The 19481-nt window shown below is 65.1% G+C and carries 18 protein-coding genes and 4 tRNA genes; 21 read left to right on the top strand and 1 reads right to left on the bottom strand.

Annotated elements, in window-relative coordinates; translation table 11 throughout:
* Positions 1-32 precede the first annotated feature (32 nt).
* From hrcA to zapE, 8 genes are all read left to right on the top strand, one after another.
* Positions 33-1073, top strand: coding sequence for a heat-inducible transcriptional repressor HrcA (hrcA, locus tag HF684_RS10370; protein WP_169252397.1), 1041 nt, complete (start codon positions 33-35; stop codon positions 1071-1073).
* A 127-nt stretch (positions 1074-1200) separates the two neighbouring features.
* Positions 1201-2316, top strand: a complete 1116-nt coding sequence (gene dnaJ / locus HF684_RS10365; RefSeq protein WP_169252396.1) for a molecular chaperone DnaJ — start codon at positions 1201-1203, stop codon at positions 2314-2316.
* Positions 2313-3074: a 16S rRNA (uracil(1498)-N(3))-methyltransferase gene (locus HF684_RS10360; protein ID WP_169252395.1), complete on the top strand. Its 762-nt coding sequence runs from the start codon at positions 2313-2315 to the stop codon at positions 3072-3074. Before dnaJ ends, HF684_RS10360 begins: the two co-directional genes overlap by 4 nt.
* Before the next feature lie 100 nt (positions 3075-3174).
* Positions 3175-4209: a PhoH family protein gene (locus HF684_RS10355; protein WP_211167977.1), complete on the top strand. Its 1035-nt coding sequence runs from the start codon at positions 3175-3177 to the stop codon at positions 4207-4209.
* On the top strand, positions 4206-4694 hold the full coding sequence (ybeY, locus tag HF684_RS10350) for an rRNA maturation RNase YbeY (protein WP_169252394.1): 489 nt from the start codon (positions 4206-4208) through the stop codon (positions 4692-4694). The genes HF684_RS10355 and ybeY overlap by 4 nt, the downstream gene beginning before the upstream one ends.
* A gap of 8 nt (positions 4695-4702) precedes the next feature.
* Positions 4703-6010, top strand: a complete 1308-nt coding sequence (locus HF684_RS10345; protein ID WP_248279209.1) for a hemolysin family protein — start codon at positions 4703-4705, stop codon at positions 6008-6010.
* A 1-nt stretch (position 6011) separates the two neighbouring features.
* The gene (era, locus tag HF684_RS10340; RefSeq protein WP_169252392.1) at positions 6012-6950 is read left to right on the top strand and encodes a GTPase Era; all 939 of its coding nucleotides are present in this window, start codon (positions 6012-6014) and stop codon (positions 6948-6950) included.
* A 142-nt stretch (positions 6951-7092) separates the two neighbouring features.
* Positions 7093-8100 carry a cell division protein ZapE gene (gene zapE, locus HF684_RS10335; protein ID WP_169252391.1) on the top strand — a complete coding sequence of 336 codons (1008 nt, stop codon included), beginning with the start codon at positions 7093-7095 and terminating at the stop codon, positions 8098-8100.
* A gap of 74 nt (positions 8101-8174) precedes the next feature.
* On the opposite strand, the gene HF684_RS10330 is transcribed toward zapE, so the two are convergent.
* Positions 8175-8651: a TIGR02611 family protein gene (locus HF684_RS10330; protein ID WP_248278875.1), complete on the bottom strand. Its 477-nt coding sequence runs from the start codon at positions 8649-8651 to the stop codon at positions 8175-8177.
* A gap of 136 nt (positions 8652-8787) precedes the next feature.
* Between HF684_RS10330 and HF684_RS10325 the strand changes: the two genes are divergently transcribed.
* The 13 genes from HF684_RS10325 (at position 8788) to ruvB (ending at position 19480) form a co-directional block, all read left to right on the top strand.
* A tRNA-Gly gene (locus tag HF684_RS10325) sits at positions 8788-8860 on the top strand.
* A gap of 26 nt (positions 8861-8886) precedes the next feature.
* Positions 8887-8957 (top strand) — tRNA-Cys (locus HF684_RS10320).
* A 30-nt stretch (positions 8958-8987) separates the two neighbouring features.
* Positions 8988-9059 (top strand) — tRNA-Val (locus HF684_RS10315).
* A gap of 37 nt (positions 9060-9096) precedes the next feature.
* A tRNA-Val gene (locus HF684_RS10310) sits at positions 9097-9168 on the top strand.
* Positions 9169-9525: 357 nt separating this feature from the next.
* Complete coding sequence (locus tag HF684_RS10305) at positions 9526-10830, top strand: DUF4190 domain-containing protein (RefSeq protein ID WP_169252390.1); 1305 nt, start codon at positions 9526-9528, stop codon at positions 10828-10830.
* Between the two features lie 196 nt (positions 10831-11026).
* Positions 11027-13033, top strand: coding sequence for a threonine--tRNA ligase (gene thrS, locus HF684_RS10300; RefSeq protein ID WP_169252389.1), 2007 nt, complete (start codon positions 11027-11029; stop codon positions 13031-13033).
* On the top strand, positions 13030-13635 hold the full coding sequence (locus HF684_RS10295) for an HIT domain-containing protein (RefSeq protein ID WP_169252388.1): 606 nt from the start codon (positions 13030-13032) through the stop codon (positions 13633-13635). The genes thrS and HF684_RS10295 overlap by 4 nt, the downstream gene beginning before the upstream one ends.
* The gene (locus HF684_RS10290; RefSeq protein ID WP_169252387.1) at positions 13632-15674 is read left to right on the top strand and encodes a S9 family peptidase; all 2043 of its coding nucleotides are present in this window, start codon (positions 13632-13634) and stop codon (positions 15672-15674) included. Before HF684_RS10295 ends, HF684_RS10290 begins: the two co-directional genes overlap by 4 nt.
* Positions 15675-15804: 130 nt before the next feature.
* Entirely contained in the window at positions 15805-16284 is a 480-nt protein-coding gene (locus HF684_RS10285) for an NUDIX domain-containing protein (RefSeq protein WP_169252386.1), read from the top strand.
* A 113-nt stretch (positions 16285-16397) separates the two neighbouring features.
* Positions 16398-17150 carry a YebC/PmpR family DNA-binding transcriptional regulator gene (locus tag HF684_RS10280; RefSeq protein ID WP_169252385.1) on the top strand — a complete coding sequence of 251 codons (753 nt, stop codon included), beginning with the start codon at positions 16398-16400 and terminating at the stop codon, positions 17148-17150.
* Positions 17150-17746, top strand: coding sequence for a crossover junction endodeoxyribonuclease RuvC (gene ruvC, locus HF684_RS10275; RefSeq protein ID WP_169252384.1), 597 nt, complete (start codon positions 17150-17152; stop codon positions 17744-17746). The genes HF684_RS10280 and ruvC overlap by 1 nt, the downstream gene beginning before the upstream one ends.
* A 64-nt stretch (positions 17747-17810) precedes the next feature.
* Positions 17811-18407, top strand: a complete 597-nt coding sequence (ruvA, locus tag HF684_RS10270; protein ID WP_169252383.1) for a Holliday junction branch migration protein RuvA — start codon at positions 17811-17813, stop codon at positions 18405-18407.
* Entirely contained in the window at positions 18404-19480 is a 1077-nt protein-coding gene (gene ruvB, locus HF684_RS10265; protein ID WP_248278874.1) for a Holliday junction branch migration DNA helicase RuvB, read from the top strand. Before ruvA ends, ruvB begins: the two co-directional genes overlap by 4 nt.
* Position 19481 lies beyond the last annotated feature (1 nt).

The raw sequence follows: 19481 nt of genomic DNA, 5'->3' as shown, positions 1-19481 counted from the left end.
GATCGGCTGAAGAGACGGAGAGGAGAACCGCGATGAACGACAGCAGACGTGCACAGGTGCTGCGCGCCATCGTCGAGGACTTCGTCGCCACCAACGAACCCGTGGGATCGAAGGCGATCGTCCAGCGCCACACCCTCGGCGTCTCCCCGGCCACGATCCGCAACGATATGGCCCAGCTCGAGCAAGAAGGCTATATCGCCCAACCCCACACCTCGGCCGGTCGGATCCCCACCGATCTCGGCTACCGGATGTTCGTCGACCGCATCGACGAGTTCAAACCGCTGACCACGGCTGAACGCCGCGCGATCTTCCAACTCATCGACGGCGATGTCGATCTCGACGAGATGCTCGACCGCACCGTCCGCGTGCTCTCCGGCCTCACCCGCCAGGTGGCGCTCATCCAATACCCGACGGTGTCGCGGGCGCGCATCAAACACGTCGAGATCGTCGGCCTCGGCCCCGGCCGGATCCTCGTCGTCCTCATCACCGACGCCGGTCAGGTCGAGCAGAAGTCAGTGATCACCCCGACCCCGCTCGACGAGGACGCCGTTCGCGGGCTGCGCGACCAGATCAACGCCGAATTCGCCGGGCGCACGCTTGCGCAGGTCTTCGGTTCGGCTCCCACCGCCGAGGCGGTCGCCGCCGAATCGAGTGAGGCGGCTGGGCGTGACGAGTCCGGACTCACACAGATCAGGGCCGCCGTGGTCGACCTCGTCGCCGCGACCCGCGAAGAACGCATCATCATGGCCGGAACTGCGAACCTCGCCCGTTCCGGCAGCGAATTCGGAGAGAAGATGGCCCCGATCCTCGAGGCCTTCGAGGAGCAGGTGGTCCTGCTCCGGCTGCTCACCTCGATGGCCGAAGACCATGAGGGGATCAGCGTGCGCATCGGGCGTGAGAATACTCACGAATCATTCAGCTCGACTTCCGTCGTCGCCGCCGAATATGGTCATGACGCGGGTTCGTCGGCCAGACTGGCGGTGCTCGGCCCGACCCGGATGGACTATCCGACGACGATCTCGGCAGTCCGTGCCGTCGCGAAGTACGTGTCCTCGATCCTCGACCGAGGGTAGGGCCGGTGCAGTGACGACGACCAGGGGTGCCCGCAGTCGGGCAGCACACAACCGGTGAGCACCGCGCAGCAGCGCAGCCACCACCACGAACAGAGAAGACCACTACGTCAGGGAGAGAGAAGTTTCTGTGGCCGATCACTATGAAACACTCGGAGTGTCCAAAGACGCTTCCGCGGCTGAGATCAAGTCGTCGTACCGGAAGCTGGCACGCAAGTACCACCCGGACGTCAATCCCGGTCACGAAGACGAATTCAAAGCCATCTCACTGGCCTACGATGTGCTCTCCGACCCGGAGAAGCGCCGCAACTACGATATGGGCGGCGGCGAGAACGGTCAGGGCTTCCCCGCCGGCGGCGGCTTCGGCGGATTCGGAGACATCTTCGAGACCTTCTTCGGCGGTGGCGGCGGACAGGCCGGAGGCCCGATCCCGCGCACGCAGCGCGGCAAGGACGCCCTCGTCGGCGTCAACATCGACTTGAAGACTGCGGCCTTCGGCGGCACCGTCGATCTCGACGTGACCACTGCGGTCGTCTGCGACACCTGTTCGGGTGCCGGCACGCAGGAGGGCACGAAGATCGAGACCTGCTCGCTGTGCCACGGCGCCGGCAGCGTCCAGCGCATGACGCGGACCCTGCTGGGCCAGATGGTCACGAACCAGACCTGCAACTCCTGCCACGGCTTCGGCACCGTCATCCCCAACCCCTGCCTCAACTGCCAGGGCGACGGACGCGTGCGCAAGCAGCGGACCATGAAGATCCGCATCCCCGCCGGAGTCTCCGACGGCACCCGCATCCAGCTCGGCAGCCAGGGTGAGGTCGGTCCCGGAGGCGGCCCCGCCGGTGATCTCTTCGTCGAGGTCATGGTCACCCGCCACGACGTGTTCCAACGCGACGGCGATAACCTCCGGGCTGCGGTCTCGGTGCCGATGACCGCAGCGACCCTGGGCGCGACCATCCCATTCGAGACCTTCGACGGCACTCAGGACCTCACCATCGCCGCCGGCACCCAGTCCGGCACCGTCGTCAAACTTCCCGGACTCGGCGCCTCCCGCCTGCGCTCGGAGACTCGCGGCGACCTGCTCATCACCGTCGACGTCCTCACCCCGGACTCGCTCGACGACGAACAGCGCGAACTGCTCGAGAAGCTCGCCGAACTGCGCGGAGAAGAGGCGCCGCGGGCCCAGATCTCGACGGAGAACCGCGGCATGTTCTCCCGTATGCGTGAGAGGTTCGCCGGTCGGTGAGTCTTCCCGTCTTCCGCTCCGCCACCGCCGCCGAGGCGGTCGTCGGATCCGCTCTCACCTTCGGTGAGGACGTGGCCGGGCACGCGGTGCGGGTGCGTCGGATCGGTCCCGGCGAAGGCATCGACATCGTCGATGGAGACGGCACACGTGTGCGCGGAACCGTCACGGCCGCCTCGGCGAATGAGCTGACGATCGACGTCACCGCGGTGACGAACGAGGACAGCACCGGCCCACGCCTCGTACTCGTCCAGGCCCTGGCGAAAGGCGACCGAGACCTGCAGGCCATCGAAACGGCCACGGAGATCGGCGTCGACGACGTCATCCCCTGGGCCGCCGAACGTTCGATCGCCGACTGGCCGGCGAAGAAGCGGGAGAAGATGGCCGCGAAATGGGAGAACCTGCTGAACGCGGCCTCCCTGCAGGCCAGACGCTCCCGGTTTCCGGTGCTGCGCGAACTCGTCCGCGGGGCCTCCCTGGCCACAGTCTTCGACGAGTCCGATGCGGTCTTCGTCCTCCACGAGACCGCTCAGCGCAGACTCTCCGCAGCGCTGGCCGATCTGATCGCGGACGGTTCCTCGCCGCTGCCGAAGCGCATCGTCTTCGTCGTCGGCCCCGAAGGCGGCATCAGCGACGGCGAACTCGAAGCCCTGACCGGCCGTGGAGCGAGACCGGTGCTGCTGGGACCGACGATCCTGCGCTCGTCATCGGCGGGACCCGCCGGTCTCGTCCTGGCCCAGAATTCATTGGGCCGTTGGTGAGGCATCGGACTAGGATGGAAGCACACTCAGGCGCTGCCGGTGACGGTGCGCTCGCTTGCAAAGGAACATTCTGGACATCACCCCACCGAACTCGAACCCCATGAACCCGACCGACTCGGACACCGGCGCAACCGGCGACGGTGCCGCAGCCGGTGATGCCGTGACGGACACCCAGGGTGCCGATCGTGACACCGTGCGACTGGTCATTCCCGACTCCATCGACCTCGTCGCCTTCTTCGGCCCCGGAGAGTCGAACCTGCGCGCCCTGGAGAAGACCTTCGACGACCTTGACATCCACGTCCGGGCCAATCAGGTCCAGGTCACCGGAGATCCCCAGCGCGTCGAAGCCTTCGTCAGCGTCATCGGGGAACTCAAGAAGCTCCACGCGGCCGGCCATCGCATCAACGAAGAGACGATCGAGAGGGTCACGACGTTCTCATCCGAGGGCGCGGCCGCCTCGGCGGTGCTCGGCACGAACATCCTCTCCACCAGGGGAAAGTCGATCCGTCCGAAGACGATGGGCCAGCACGACTACGTCAGGGCCATCCGCAACCACACGATCACCTTCGGCATCGGTCCGGCCGGAACCGGCAAGACCTACCTGGCGATGGCGATGGCCGTCAACGCCCTCCAGCACAAAGAGGTCTCGCGGATCATCCTCACCCGACCTGCCGTCGAAGCCGGCGAATCCCTGGGCTATCTGCCCGGCACGCTCAATGACAAGATCGACCCGTATGTGCGTCCGCTCTATGACGCCCTCCACGACATGGTCGACCCCGAGTCGATCCCGCTGCTCATCGAGACCGGCACGATCGAGGTCGCTCCCTTGGCCTATATGCGCGGGCGCACCCTCAACGACGCCTTCATCATCCTCGACGAAGCCCAGAACACGACGGCCGAGCAGATGAAGATGTTCCTCACCCGCCTCGGCTTCGGATCGCGCATGGTCGTCACCGGCGACATCTCTCAGATCGACCTGCCGGGCAAGACCCGCAGCGGACTCAAGGTGGTCCGCGACATCCTCGACGGGATCGATGACCTGCAGTTCTGCGAACTGGGCAGCAAGGACGTCGTCCGGCATTCGCTGGTGACGAAGATCGTCGAAGCCTACGACCTGTGGGGGAGTGCCGAATGAACACCGAGATCCTCAATGAGACCGACGCCGAGGTGGACCTCGACGAAGTCGTGGCCCTGACCGAATACTTAGGCGGTGCCCTGCACATGCATCCCGGGGCAGAGTTGGCGGTGACGATGGTCGATTCGTCGGCGATGTCCGAACTCCACGTCACCTGGATGGATCTCGAGGGTCCGACCGACGTCATGTCCTTTCCCATGGATCAGCTCCACCGCGGCGAGCCGGGGACGCCGACCGAAGGCCAGATGGGCGATGTCATCATCTGCCCCGAGGTCGCCGAAGCCCAGGCCCGGGCGGCCGGTCATTCGACGATGGACGAGATCCTGCTGCTCACCGTCCACGGTTTTCTCCACCTGCTCGGCTACGACCATGGTGAGCCCGAGGAGCGCGAGGAGATGTTCGCCCTCCAGCGGCATCTGCTGCTGACCTTCTTCGCGGCCCGCTACGACGGTCGCACCGACATCCCCACCCCCACCGAGGTCTGATCGTGTTCATGTTCTTCCTCGGTGCGGCACTGTGCCTCATCATCGCGGCCACCCTGTCTGCCGTGGATGCCGCACTGCTCAACGTCTCCCACCATGCGGTCGAGGAGGCGAAGGAGGACGGCAAACGCTCAGCTGTGCGCGTGGAGCGGATCCTCGCGGACCTGCCGACGAACATCAACGTCATCATCTTCGTCCGCAACTTCCTCGAAGCACTCGCCACGGTCTTCATCGCACTGGCCTATGACTCCTACTACTCCGTGGGTCCGCTCATGGTCTTCCTCACGGTGATCACCGCCTCGGTGGCGGTATTCATCATCGCCGGAGTCTCCCCGCGCACGATCGGCAAACGCCGGTCCCTGGCCGTGAGCCTCAACCTCAGCTGGGTCGTGCGCATCGTCCTCGTCGCGCTCAAACCGCTGGCCCGCATCCTCGTCGTGCTCGGCAATCTGCTCACCCCGGACAAGGTGTACAAGGACGGTCCGTTCGTGACCTCCGAACAGCTGCGCGACCTCGTCGAGCGTGCCAGCGAATCCGACATCATCGAAGACGGCGAACGCGAGATGATCCAGTCCGTGTTCAACCTCTCGGACACCTCGGCGAACGAGGTCATGGTGCCGCGCACCGACCTCATCACCGTCGACGCCGACGTCAGCCTGCAGAAGACGATGAACCTGTTCTTCCGCTCCGGCTTCTCCCGCATCCCCGTCTGCGGGGAGGATCTCGACGACGTCCGCGGAGTCGCCTACCTCAAGGACGTCGCCCGGCGTCTCCACCTCCATCCCGAGGAAGCCGAACGGCCCGTGGGCAACCTGGCCCGCACCGTCCTGTTCGTCCCGGAGACGAAGCCGGCCGATGACCTGCTGCGGCAGATGCAGCTGGACTCGACGCATCTGGCAATCCTCATCGACGAATACGGCGGCACCGCCGGGCTCGTGACCATCGAAGACATCGTCGAGGAGATCGTCGGCGAGATCGAAGACGAATACGACAACGGCGATGACGAACTCGTCGCCGGCGACGACGGATCATTCATCATCAGCACCCGCATGTCGATCTCCGACTTCGCCGACTATTTCGATGTGCGCATCGACGAGGATGACGTCAACAGCGTCGGCGGACTGCTCTCGAAGCTCATCGACCGGGTGCCCATCGATGGCTCGCATGCGTCGATCGCAGGCCTCGAGATCGAAGCCATGGAGGGTCAGGGCCGCCGCCACCGGATCACCCACGTGCGGGTGACCCGTACCCACGAGGACAGCAGAGACGACGCACAGACCGCCGCAGCCGGTGGTTCGGGGACGAAGGAAGAGGACTGAGATGGAATTTCGCACCGACTACCCCGAGGACTACCGGGCGGGCTTCGCCTGCTTCGTGGGACGGCCCAATACGGGCAAATCGACGCTGACGAACGCTCTGGTGGGGGAGAAGGTCGCGATCACCTCGGCCAAACCTCAGACGACCCGTCACACGATCCGCGGGGTCGTTCACAAGGACGACCACCAGCTCATCCTCATCGACACCCCCGGACTGCACAAACCGCGCACCCTCCTCGGTTCTCGACTCAATGATCTTGTGGCGTCCACGCTGGGTGAGGTCGACGTCATCGGCTTCTGCCTGCCCGCCGATGAGCCGATCGGACCCGGTGACCGCTATATCGCCTCCCAGCTGGCTCTGCTGGACGGGCGGACCCCGATCGTGGCGCTCGTGACGAAGGTCGACCGGGTGCCCAAGGACAAGATCGCCGAGGCGCTGCTGGCCGTCGGCGAGCTCGCCGACTTCGCCGACGTCGTCCCCGTCTCCGCAGTCGAGGACTTCCAGGTCGACACCGTCGATTCGGTGCTTGCGGCACACCTGCCGAAATCTCCTCCGCTCTATCCCGACGGTGACCTCACGGATGAGCCGGAGGAGAAGATGATCGCCGAGCTCGTCCGCGAAGCGGCCCTCGAAGGTGTGCGGGACGAACTGCCGCATTCCCTGGCTGTGCAGGTCGAGGAGATGTACCCGCGGGAAGGCCGCAGCGAGGACAATCCGCTGTGGAACGTCCACGTCAACCTCTATGTCGAACGTCCCAGCCAGAAGGCCATCATCATCGGCAAGGGCGGCAGCCGGCTCAAAGCGATCGGCTCGGAATCCCGCCAGGGCATCGAACGGCTGCTCGGCACGAAGGTCTACCTCGACCTGCATGTCAAGGTGGCCAAGGACTGGCAGCGCGATCCCAAGCAGCTCGGTCGACTCGGCTTCGACTTCAACAGCTGACCGCCCGGTTCGTCCGCCGCCGATGGTGCGAACAGCACGCCGGCGGACGACGGAGACGGCGCGGTTGCGCCCTCTGTGACGGGCGCCTCCTTGTGAGTTGCGAGTTGAACCGGGCACTCGGGCCTGCCTTAGACTAGGCCGAGTGAATGCCGAGCAGACTCTGGTCGCACTGAGCGACCGATCCCCACAGGTTGCCCCCGAAGAGCTCATCGCAGGTCTCGTGCCGCCGCCGCAGTTCGAGGACGTGTCCTTCGACAGCTACCGCACCGACCCGGCCGAGCCGTCGCAGGAAGAGGCGCGGAACAGACTGCGGGAATTCACCGAGCGTTCGACCGGCCAGGGATTCTTCGGCAAGCTGTTCTCGAAGGGCAAGTCCGGTGCCAAGGGCGTCTACCTCGACGGCGGCTACGGTGTCGGCAAGACGCACCTGCTGGCTTCGGCCTGGCACGCCAATGAGAAGCCTGCGACCTTCGGCACGTTCGTCGAATACACGAACCTCGTCGGAGCCTTGGGTTTCGCCCGGGCCCGCGACGACCTGTCGGCGATGAAGCTCGTCTGCGTCGACGAATTCGAACTCGACGATCCCGGCGACACCGTGCTCATGTCGCGGCTGATGCGCGAACTCACCGACGCCGGGGTGAAGATCATCGCGACGTCGAACACTCTGCCCGGGTCTCTGGGGGAGGGGCGCTTCGCCGCTCAGGATTTCCTGCGTGAGATCCAGGCGCTGGCCGATCAGTTCGAGGTCTATCGCATCGACGGCAAGGACTACCGTGCCCGTGAGCTCACCGCTCCGGCCGATCCGCTGCCGGAGTCCGAACTCGATGCGGCTGCGAGCCGGCTCGACGGAGTCGTCGCCCGCGACGACTTCTCTCAGCTGCTCAGCCACCTGTCCACCGTCCACCCTTCGCGCTACGGGCGGATGGTCGACGGCATCGACGCGGCTGTGTGGGAGAACGTGCGCACCATCGACAACGAGAGCGTGGCGCTGCGATTCGTCGCGCTCGTCGACCGGCTCTACGATCGCAATGTGCCGATCATCAACTCCGGTGCGGCCCTCGACAAGGTCTTCACCGACGAGTCGCTGGCCGGCGGGTACAAGAAGAAGTACATGCGCTGTCTCTCACGCCTGACAGCACTGTCGTCCTGAGCCCGGATCGGGGCCCGACCCGACGATCGACGCCCGTGAGACCTCCGAACGAGGTCTCACGGGCGTCGGTCTTTTCAGCTCAGGCCGATCACATCGAAGATGCGCAGGTCCGGGACCCAATCGGGCAGGCCGGTGAGTCGGAGGGTCAACCACACGATGGCGGTCACGAACGCCGCCGTCACCGCGCCGACGGTCCATCGCACCCACAGCCTCTGCGCCATGATCCAGTGGGTCCACCGTTCGACGTTCACGCGCACGAAGTGCAGCAGCCGCCGAGCCCAGTGGAATTCGCTGGAGATGATGAACAGGCCGATGATGACGATGAGCCAGCCCGGGCCGGGCAGCGGAACGAGAACGAGTCCGATGAGCACGATGAGTGTGCCGAGGCCGCCGACGATGCTGCGATACAGCCGTGCCGTGTGCGGATTGGCCAGCACTGTTCGGCGCCACCGGAGGAAGCCCAAACGCAGCTTGCGCCACGGTCGGGGACCTTGCCGGTGGTGGCGTGACAACCAGCCTTTGGGGCGGGTCTGCGGACTCTCTGCGTTCACCCCACCACTATAGGATGGTGACCCTGAAAGCTTGATCGACGGGTGTGACCACGATCACCCGATTCTGATTTTGCGTAAGCCGCCACCTGCGTATAGAGTTATATCTCGTTGCCAGGGAAACCGGGCAGCGAGAAATGCGGATGTGGCTCAGTTGGTAGAGCATCACCTTGCCAAGGTGAGGGTCGCGGGTTCGAGTCCCGTCATCCGCTCGGAGGCGTCATGGCACTGCCTTGGCGGTGGCGTGGCCGAGAGGCGAGGCAGCGGCCTGCAAAGCCGTATACACGGGTTCGAATCCCGTCGCCACCTCGGATGACCGGCAGGAATGTCGGTTGACCAGCGCGATTGGCGCAGCGGTAGCGCGCTTCCTTCACACGGAAGAGGTCACTGGTTCGATCCCAGTATCGCGCACAGGGACCCTCGGGTTCCGGTGCAACAAATGAATAGAGCGCGATTGGCGCAGCGGTAGCGCGCTTCCCTGACACGGAAGAGGTCACTGGTTCGATCCCAGTATCGCGCACAGAAGAAGCCCCGAGTGATCCACTCGGGGCTTCGTGCATTCACGCTCGCGCAGGCGTCTGTCTATGAGGCGCTTTTTTCGCAATAGCTCACTTTTGGGTGAATAGCCCATGTTTGAAACAGGGCTGTTCACTCTAAGCTGGGCTGAACCCGCGAAGTATGGCTGCGGCCGCCAGCGGCGGGGAAGCACGATGGTGGGCGCGGCGAGGCAGTGGCTCCCGAGGTTCATGGTCCTGATGTGGATAGTGTGCGTTTCGTTCACTATGTTCCAGGACTGAAACGCGGTCAGCATGCGGTAACAAAGGGGTTTGCTAGTACGCTAGGTGTTGTACTAAACGACGATGACTTCGGAGCACCTATGTCTACTCCTCAGAACCCGTACGGTTCGGGTGACGGTTCGCCCAACGACCCCAACGGGCAGAACCCGAACAACCAGCCGCCGAATGCCCCCAACTACGGCAATGGTCAGAATTCCGGCCAGCAGCCGGGCCAGTCCGGCTCGGAGCAGTCCGGTCAGCAGTACGGCTCGGCGGGCAACCAGCCCTACGGTTCGCAGCCGAACTACGGCCAGGGCGGCAACGACGGCTCGCAGCAATACGGACAGCAGGCTCCCCAGTACGGTTCGCAGCCCAACTACGGTGCGTCGAACGACCAGAACCCGTACGGTCAGAACCAGTACGGTCAGGACCCGAACAACCAGTACGGCCAGGGTCAGGGCGACCAGAACCCGTACGGAGACAACCAGTACGGGCAGAACCCCTATGACGCCAACGCGCAGTACGATGCCAACCAGTACGGTCAGCAGCCGGCCTACGCAGGTGCAGACGGTTCCTCCGATCAGTTCATCCCGGCCAATCCGAACGCCGCCTACGGTCAGTACCCGTCTGGCAGCGGCGGGAACACGTCGAAGAACATCTGGGGCATCCTCGCCCTCATCGGCGGCATCGTCGGCGTCCTCGGATCGTTCTTCTTCGGTATCGGCGCGATCTTCGGCATCGCAGCGATCATCTTCGGCTTCGTCGGGCTTTCTGCGGTCAAGAAGAGCTTGGCCAGCAACAAAGGTCTCAACATCACCGGCATCATCCTCGGTTTTCTTTCGGTCGTCATCGCGATCGTCGCGATCGTCGCGACCGTCATGTTCGGTGCCTTCATCTTCAACGCGGCCGAAGAAGCTGCCAGCTCCTCCGCGTCACCGGATTCGAGCCAGGGGGCCGGACAGGATCCCAGCCAGGGCTCCGATGGCTCCGATGGAGCAGGCGCCGCACCTGCTCAGGCCGGCGAGGTCGAGATCGGCACCGACGTCACTGCACAGATCAACGTCCGCGAGGGCACCGCAGGAGAGTACGCTTCAGGCGCTGAATCGACCAATGGTGAGATCGCGATCGTGACGATGACCGTGAAGAACAACTCGAGTTCCGACCTGGAGATGACTCTCACGAACCTGTCCGCCAACAACGGCGGCAGCACGGAATACGACGACGTTTTCGACGGCGGAAACTACAAGGGCTCCCTGGCCTTCACCGATCCGGTTCCCGCCGGCGGCGAAACGACCTATGAATTCGCCTTCGCTGTCCCCAAGGCCGAAATCGATGGGATGCACCTCAAGCTCGAACTCGTCGACGACCTCGGCAAGGGCAAGGACTTCGAGTTCTACAAGCAGTGACACTCTGTTTCCCGAGGTGACAGGGCCCATGCGGCCCTGACGCCCCCGGGCACAGGGTTCACCGGACTCAGTATGGGTGGCAGTCTTCGGACTGTCACCCAACTGATTTGTCGCAACCGAATTGGTACTAGAATCTGAGGGTGAGTCGCCCACCGAACGGGCTGCTCGAATGAACACGGAACGAACGGAGAAATCAGTGGCAGACAGCATTGACTGCGCGGGCGAAAGCATTCCTTTCACAGAGGGGCTGACCGGAACGGAGATCTTCTCCACCGACCGCACGGTCGTTGCCATGTGGCTGAACGGCGAACCCGCCGACCTCAGCCGCGAGCTGCAGTCAGGGGATCGGATCGCCCCGATCACCATCGACTCCGATGCCGGACTCGATATCCTGCGCCACTCGACGGGTCACGTCACCGCTCAGGCCGTCCAGGAGCTCTTCCCCGGGACCAAGCTCGGCATCGGTCCCTACATCACCGACGGCTACTACTTCGACTTCGACGCCGCCGAGCCCTTCACTCCTGAGGACCTCAAGGCGATTCAGAAGAAGGCCGCCCAGATCGTCAAGTCCGGCCAGACCTTCAACCGCGTCGTCGTCACCGAGGACGAGGCACGGGAGCGGATGGCGAACGAGCCGTTCAAGCTCGAACTCATCGACGACAAAGGCAAAGGCGGCGACGAAGAGACCTCCGTGGAGGTCGGCGGCGGTGAACTCACCGTCTACGAGAACGTCGACCGCAAGGGCGAAGTCGTGTGGCAGGACCTGTGCCGCGGTCCCCATCTGCCCAACACCAAGCTCATCGGCAACGGCTTCGCCATCACCCGATCCTCGGCCGCCTACTGGCGCGGCGACCAGGCGAATGCGAGCCTGCAGCGCGTCTACGGCACCGCCTGGGCTTCGAAGGACGACCTCAAGGCCTATCAGGACCGCATTGCCGAAGCCGAACGTCGCGACCATCGCAAGCTCGGCGCCGAAATGGACCTGTTCTCCTTCCCCGAGGAGCTCGGCTCCGGTCTGCCCGTCTTCCACCCCAAGGGCGGGGTCATCAAACGGGAGATGGAGGACTACGTCCGCGCCCGTCACATCGCTGAGGGCTTCGAATACGTCGGCACGCCGCACATCTCGAAAGAGACCCTCTACTACACGTCAGGACATCTGCCTTACTACGGCGAGAACATGTTCCCGGCGATGTCGGTCGACGAGATACGCGACGAGTCCGGCCAGGTCGTCAAGGAGGGCACACCCTACCGGCTCAAGGCCATGAACTGCCCGATGCACAACCTCATCTACCGGTCCCGGGGCCGGTCCTATCGCGACCTTCCGCTGCGCCTGTTCGAGTTCGGCACCGTCTACCGCGATGAGGCCTCGGGTGTCATCCACGGCCTCACCCGCGTTCGCGCACTGACTCAGGACGATTCGCACTCCTACGTCGCCCAGGAAGATGCAGGGAAGGAGATCCGCCATCTGCTGAACTTCGTGCTCAGCCTCCTGCGCGACTTCGGCCTCGACGACTTCTACCTCGAGCTCTCCACCCGTGACGAGGACGGGAAGAAGGCGGATAAGTTCATCGGCTCCGACGAACAGTGGGCCGAAGCCACCAGCGTGCTCGAGGAGGTCGCCCAGGAGACGGGACTCGAACTCGTTCCCGACCCGGGCGGCGCGGCCTTCTACGGCCCGAAGATCTCCGTCCAGGCCCGTGACGCCATCGGCCGCACCTGGCAGATGTCGACCGTCCAGCTCGACTTCAATCAGCCCGAGCGCTTCGGACTCGAATACGTCGCCGCCGACGGCTCCCGCAAACAGCCGGTGATGATCCACTCCGCGAAGTTCGGTTCCATCGAACGCTTCCTCGGCGTGCTCACCGAGCATTACGCCGGCGCCTTCCCCGTGTGGCTGGCGCCCGTGCAGGTGACCTGCATCCCCGTGGCCGATGAGTTCAACGACTACCTCGCCGAGGTGGCCGACCAGCTGCGCAGGTCCGGAGTCCGGGTGGAGCTCGACGACAGCGACGATCGGTTCCCGAAGAAGATCCGCAATGCGTCGAAGTCGAAGGTGCCCTTCACCCTCATCGCCGGAGGAGAGGACCGCGACGCCGGGGCCGTGTCCTTCCGCTTCCGCAGCGGTGAACAGGAGAACGGCGTGCCCGTCGCCGAGGCGGTGCGACGGATCCTCGACACGATCGAGACCAAGGCTCAGGTATGAGCGGAGGCGACGACGACCGAACCGCTCAGGAGAACTCGGGCGGCCGCCTCGGTGAAGGGATTGCCTACCCCGAGGCTGCCGCGGGGTTCCCCGGGGAACCCGACGGATTCCAACGACTGTGGACCCCGCACCGGATGGTCTACATCGACGGTCAGGACAAACCCAAGGACGATCGAGCCGACGAATGCCCGTTCTGCACGGCACCGTCGAAGACCGACGCGGACGGTCTCATCGTCGCCCGCGGTCAGCACGTGTACGCGGTGCTCAACCTCTACCCGTACAACCCGGGCCATCTGCTCATCTGCCCCTACCGTCACGTCGCCGACTACACGGACCTGAGCCACGACGAGACCGTCGAACTCGCCGAATTCACGCAGAAGGCGATGCGCGTCATCCGGGCCGTGTCCGGACCCCACGGTTTCAACCTGGGCATGAACCAGGGACCGGTGGCCGGCGCGGGAATCGCCGCCCACCTGCACCAGCACGTCGTCCCGCGCTGGGGCGGAGACGCGAACTTCCTGCCCGTGATCGCTCAGACCAAGGCCCTGCCGCAGGTGCACGCCGATGTGCAGGCACGGCTGCAAAAGGAATGGAACAGATGAATCCTGAAGACCTCGGCACTCTCGCCGAGTACTCCTCGCCCATGCTGCGCGGCAGCGACACCGTCATCACGATCCGGCGACCCGACCTCGAGACCAACAGCTACCTCGCCCAGCTGTTCTCCCTGGATGCCGACCGCTCCAGACGGCTGACACACTCCTGGTCGGATTCGAACCCGCAGTGCGGCCCGAACTGGTCGGGATATCTGAGCGCGGAGAAGAAGGCCGCCCCGCAGCTCTTCGCCGGCGACAGCCTGGAGACGGCACACCAGATCACGGACAACCACCTCGGGGTGGCCGAATTCGCTCTCGACGACTCCCGCGCCAGGGCGCTCTACGTCGCCCGTGTCGCCGAACCAGGCCGCTACGGACTCGACGATGCCGTTCCGGCGGCCGAAGAGGCACCACGTCGAATCACCACGGCGTCCTACCTGGCCAACGGACTCGGCTACACGAACGACCGTCCGGCCCGTGCCTTCCTCGTCGACCTCGCCGAACCCGGGATCGGCACCGTCGGCCTGCGCGGAGCCTCCGAAGTCCCGCTGTCGACGCTGCTGACCACCCCGGACACCGACGTCCACGATCCGCGATTCTCCCCGGGCGGGCACTGGGCGAGCGTGATCGCCGCGGCCGAACCCGATCGCGGGCGACCCGACCTGCGCAGCACCGTGTGGCTGCTCGGCCGCGAGGAGTCGCACCCGCTCGACCTGCCGCCGATGAGCCTGAGTCTGCATGTGTGGATCGACACCGAACGGGTGCTGCTGCTCGGCAACGCGCTGAGCCGGGACGAACTCGACTTCGTCGGGCAGATGCCCGGTCTCTTCCTCCACGACATGACGACCGGCTCCACGACGCGGCTGACCGACCCGGAGACCGTGGCCCTGGCACCGATCCGGCCTCAGATCTACGGGGGAGCGGTCGTCGCCGCCGTCGACACCGACGGAGCCACCCGAATCGTCCGCATCGGCCTCGACGCCGCGCAGGTCGCTCTCGACGACCTCGAATTCCTCACCGACGACACCACCGCCGTCAACGGCTTCGACCTCGACGAGGAGACCCTCGTCTTCACCGGATCGACTCCACGCTCTCCGGCCGTCCTCGGCCGGATCAGTCTCGACGCTCGCGCGGACTCCGGGGCCGCCTCGGTGATGGGTGAGACGGTCATCGTCAAGGAGCATCCGGCACCGGCGAACTCCGTCGAACCCCAGGTGCTGCGGGTGCCAGGCGTTTCCGGGACGATCACCGGCTGGCTGGCCAAACCGCACGGGGAGGGACCCTTCCCCGTCATCCTCAACATCCACGGCGGGCCCTTCGCCCAGTACACCCATTCGTGGTTCGACGAGACCCAGGTGCTCACCTCCGCAGGATATGCCGTCGTGTATTCGAACCCGCGCGGATCCGGCGGCCGCACCCGCAGCTGGGGGACCGCTGTCCAAGGCGATATGGCGGCACCGGCGATGGCCGATGTGCTCGCCGTCCTCGACCACGCCCTCGACTCCGATCCCACCCTCGACCGCAGCCGGCTGGGCATCCAGGGCGGATCGTATGGGGGATATCTCACAGCCATGACGATCGCCGCGGACCATCGCTTCCGCGCAGCTATCGTCGAACGCGGCTACCTCGATCCCGACAGCTTCGTCGGGACCTCCGACATCGGGCGCTTCTTCACCGAGGAGTACACAGGCCGCAGCCGAGAGGCCATCGCCGCCCAATCACCCCTGGCTCACGCCCCGCAGGTCGGCACACCGACCCTGGTGATGCACTCGGAACTCGATCTGCGCTGCCCGCTGGAACAGGCCCAGCAGTACTACGCTGCCCTGCAGCGGGCCGGAGTCGACACCGAGATGCTCATCTTCCCCGGCGAGAACCACGAACTCTCCCGGGCCGGGCAGCCCCGCCACCGCAGGCAGCGCTTCGAAGCCATCCTCGACTGGTGGGATCGGCACTTCAGCGGCGGGATTCGGACCCAGCCGGAGGGCGAGCGACATCGCTCGGACGCGGCTGATCCTGGTGCCGCCTCCGCGGCCGACTCCGCCTCATGAGCGTCGAGTTGGTGGGGAACGCGCAGAGCCGATATCGTTCTCTGGGCCGCTGTCGTGCTCTTGCCGAAATCCCCCAGCGTCATTATTCTGCAAACACTTGCCTCCCTTCGCCGCCGACCACTGGAGAAACATGAAACCTCGTAAAGCCTCACGGGTCGTTTTACTCAATGAGCGCGACGAGGTTCTCCTGATCAGGGCCCAGGACCTGCTGACACCCAGTCACCAATGGTGGATGACCTGCGGCGGAGGTTCCGAACTCGGTGAATCGGCCGCGCAGACGGCGGCCCGGGAACTGGCGGAGGAGACCGGGATCGAATGCGAACCCCACGAACTCATCGGCCCCTTGGCCACCCGTGACGAGGTCTTCGAATTCACGGAGAAGTCACTGCGCCAGGTCGAAACCTATTTCGCCTTCCGCACCACCGAGGACATCGAACTCGAAGACGCGGTCTGGACGGACATCGAGAAACGCAGCCTGCTCGAATTCCGCTGGTGGACCCGGGAGGAGCTCCTGGCCACGACGGAGACGATCTATCCGAAGAATCTGCTCGGCCTCATCGACCTGGCCACCGCCGGGTCCGTTCCCGACGTGCCGCTGGTCATCGACTGAACTCGCAACTGCGCACCGAGGCGAGTCCGCACGGAATCGCCTCCGGTCGTCTGCATGGGTCCGGGCGATCAGCGTATAGAATTGAGAGGCTGTAACTACAGGAAGGAACACCAGTGTCAGGTCATTCCAAATGGGCAACGACTAAACACAAGAAGGCTGCCATCGATGCCAAGCGCGGCAAACTCTTTGCCAAGCTGATCAAGAACATCGAGGTTGCCGCTCGCAACGGTGGACCCGACCCCGACGGCAACCCGACGCTGTTCGATGCGATCCAGAAGGCGAAGAAGAACTCGGTGCCCGCCGACAACATCACCCGCGCGGTCAAGCGCGGCGGCGGTCTCGACGGCTCCGGAGTCAACTACGAGACGATCATGTACGAAGGCTACGCCGCCGGCGGTGTGGCTCTGCTCATCGAATGTCTCACCGACAACCGCAACCGTGCCGCCTCCGAGGTGCGCGTGGCCGTGACCCGCAACGGCGGGTCGATGGCCGATCCCGGTTCGGTGACGTACAACTTCAACCGCAAGGGCGTCATCACCGTGGGCGCCGAGGAGACCGACGAAGAGGCCATTCTGCTGGCGACCATGGATGCCGGGGCCGAAGAGGTCAAGGAAGTCGGCGAGAAGTTCGAGATCATCTGCGAGGCCACCGACCTCGTGGCCGTGCGCACCGCGCTCGTCGACGCCGGGATCGACTACGACTCGGCCGAAGCCTCCTTCGTGCCCGAGCTCGAGGTCAGCCTCGACGCGGAGACCGCGCGGAAGGTCTTCTCCCTCATCGACGCGCTCGAAGACAGCGACGAGGTGCAGAACGTCTACTCGAACGCCGATGTCAGCGATGAGGTCCTCGCCGAACTCGATGCCTGATGCGCATCCTCGGTGTTGACCCCGGACTGACCCGGTGCGGGCTCGGTGTCATCGACACCCTGCCCGCCCGGAAGGCGACGATGGTCGCCGTCGACGTCCTGCGGACTCCCTCGGCCGATTCCGTCGACCTGCGACTCGGTGCCATCGCCGAGGCGTTCGACACCTGGTTGGACACGTATCGTCCCGATGTCGTCGCCATCGAACGCGTCTTCGCCCGCAATGATGTGTCCACGATCATGGGCACCGCCCAGGCATCGGGACTGACGATGGGGCTGGCCGCCCGCCGCGGACTGCCCGTGGCCATGCACACCCCGTCCGAGGTCAAGGCCGCGATCACCGGTTCGGGACGTGCGGACAAGAAGCAGGTCACCTCGATGGTGACACGGATCCTCGGGCTCGAGGCGCCGCCGAAGCCCGCCGACGCCGCCGACGCCCTGGCGATCGCGATCTGCCATTCCTGGCGCGGGGCGCTGGCGGCCCAATCGACGCCGGGGAAGAACAAGGACCTCACCGAACGCAAGTCCGGCGGTCGGCAGGGCAGCGGACTGACGAAGGCTCAGCAGCAGTGGGCCGAGGCCATGCGGCGCGCCAAGTGAGCATGGGGCAGAGGGCGCCTGCTAACCTGGATTCGTACACGTGTTCCCCTAAGAAAGGCTGTCCGTGATCAGTTTCCTCAGCGGTACGGTGCATCGGATCGCAGCTGACCACCTCGTCGTTCTCACCTATGGTGTCGGCCGCAAGGTCCATGTCACCCCCGACACCCTGGCCGGCACCCGGCACGGCGCCGAGATCGAACTGGTCACCAGCCTCGTGGTGCGCGAAGACTCGATGACGCTGTTCGGCTTCACCACCGAAGACGAGAACCATACCTTCGAAGTGCTGCTGTCGATCTCTGGAATCGGCCCGCGCCTGGCGATGGCGATCCTGTCGGTGATGGGGCCCGACGAGCTCGCTGCCGCGATCACGAATCAGGACGCCAATGCGCTCACCCGGGTGCCCGGAATCGGGAAGAAGGGCGCCTCACGCATCATCCTCGAACTCGAGAACAAGCTGCCGAAGCTCACCGCTGCCGCTCCCGGACCGACCCTGTCCTTCGGCGGCGGAAACCAGCAGGTCGTCGACGCCCTCGTGGGACTCGGGTGGAAGGAACCGCAGGCCGAGGAGGTCGTCGCCGAGGTCGTCAAGGAGACCGGTGCTGACGCCGGCACCTCCGTGATCCTCAAGGCCGCACTGAAGGTCCTGGGTGCGAAGCGATGACGAGCTCCTTCGACCCTGACTCCTACGAGATGGACTTCGGCGATCAGGACCTGACCGGAGCCGAACAGGAGAGGCTCGTCTCGGGACGCGCCGAGACGGCCGAACGCGATGCCGAGGCAGCGCTGCGACCGAAGGGCCTGGCCGACTTCATCGGCCAGCCGCAGGTACGGGAGCAGCTCTCCCTCGTCCTCGACGCCGCGAAGGCCCGACAGAAGGCTCCCGACCATGTGCTGCTCTCCGGTCCTCCCGGACTCGGCAAGACCACTCTGGCGATGATCATCGCCCATGAGATGAACTCGAGCCTGCGGGTGACCTCCGGCCCTGCCGTCCAGCATGCCGGTGACCTCGCCGCGATCCTGTCCTCCCTCGAGGAGGGCGAAGTCCTCTTCATCGATGAGATCCATCGGATGGCCCGTGCCGCGGAGGAGATGCTGTATGTGGCGATGGAGGACTTCCGAGTCGATGTCATCGTCGGCAAGGGCCCGGGCGCGACCGCTATTCCGCTCGATCTCCCGCAATTCACTCTCGTCGGTGCCACCACCCGGTCGGGTCTGCTTCCGGCGCCGCTGCGCGACCGCTTCGGCTTCACCGCCCTGCTCGACTTCTATTCGAGTGCCGACCTGCTCACGGTTCTTCGGCGTTCGGCCAAGATGCTCGGCATCGAATCCGAACTCGCCGGGCTCGAAGAGATCTCCACACGTTCGCGGGGCACCCCGCGAATCGCGAACCGCCTGCTGCGCCGCGTCCGCGACTGGGCACAGGTGCGGGGGAGCGGAATCATCGACGAGGAGGCCGCCACCAACGCCCTGCGCGTCTACGAGGTCGATGAGCTCGGTCTCGACCGCCTCGACCGATCGGTTCTGCACGTGCTGTGCCAGCGCTTCGGCGGTGGCCCGGTCGGGCTGGGAACCCTCGCTGTCTCCGTGGGCGAAGAAGCCGACACCGTCGAAACCGTGTCCGAGCCCTACCTCGTGCGGGAGGGGCTGATCAGCCGCACCCCACGGGGACGTGTGGCCACCTCGGCCGCCTGGAATCACCTGAAAATGCAGATCCCAGCAAACTATGAGTTCTGAA

Source organism: Brevibacterium sp. 'Marine', from assembly GCF_012844365.1.
Taxonomy (GTDB): Bacteria; Actinomycetota; Actinomycetes; order Actinomycetales; family Brevibacteriaceae; genus Brevibacterium.
This window is presented reverse-complemented; position numbering and strand designations above follow the sequence as displayed.

What these genes read in the sequence shown, in the direction of transcription:
- HF684_RS10285 (WP_169252386.1), top strand. Translation starts at nt 15,805, where the DNA reads ATGAAACCTCGTAAAGCCTCACGGGTCGTTTTACTCAATGAGCGCGAC.
- HF684_RS10305 (WP_169252390.1), top strand. Translation starts at nt 9,526, where the DNA reads ATGTCTACTCCTCAGAACCCGTACGGTTCGGGTGACGGTTCGCCCAAC.
- hrcA (WP_169252397.1), top strand. Translation starts at nt 33, where the DNA reads ATGAACGACAGCAGACGTGCACAGGTGCTGCGCGCCATCGTCGAGGAC.
- ruvC (WP_169252384.1), top strand. Translation starts at nt 17,150, where the DNA reads ATGCGCATCCTCGGTGTTGACCCCGGACTGACCCGGTGCGGGCTCGGT.
- HF684_RS10355 (WP_211167977.1), top strand. Translation starts at nt 3,175, where the DNA reads ATGAACCCGACCGACTCGGACACCGGCGCAACCGGCGACGGTGCCGCA.
- era (WP_169252392.1), top strand. Translation starts at nt 6,012, where the DNA reads ATGGAATTTCGCACCGACTACCCCGAGGACTACCGGGCGGGCTTCGCC.
- ybeY (WP_169252394.1), top strand. Translation starts at nt 4,206, where the DNA reads ATGAACACCGAGATCCTCAATGAGACCGACGCCGAGGTGGACCTCGAC.
- ruvB (WP_248278874.1), top strand. Translation starts at nt 18,404, where the DNA reads ATGACGAGCTCCTTCGACCCTGACTCCTACGAGATGGACTTCGGCGAT.
- HF684_RS10345 (WP_248279209.1), top strand. Translation starts at nt 4,703, where the DNA reads ATGTTCTTCCTCGGTGCGGCACTGTGCCTCATCATCGCGGCCACCCTG.
- HF684_RS10295 (WP_169252388.1), top strand. Translation starts at nt 13,030, where the DNA reads ATGAGCGGAGGCGACGACGACCGAACCGCTCAGGAGAACTCGGGCGGC.
- HF684_RS10290 (WP_169252387.1), top strand. Translation starts at nt 13,632, where the DNA reads ATGAATCCTGAAGACCTCGGCACTCTCGCCGAGTACTCCTCGCCCATG.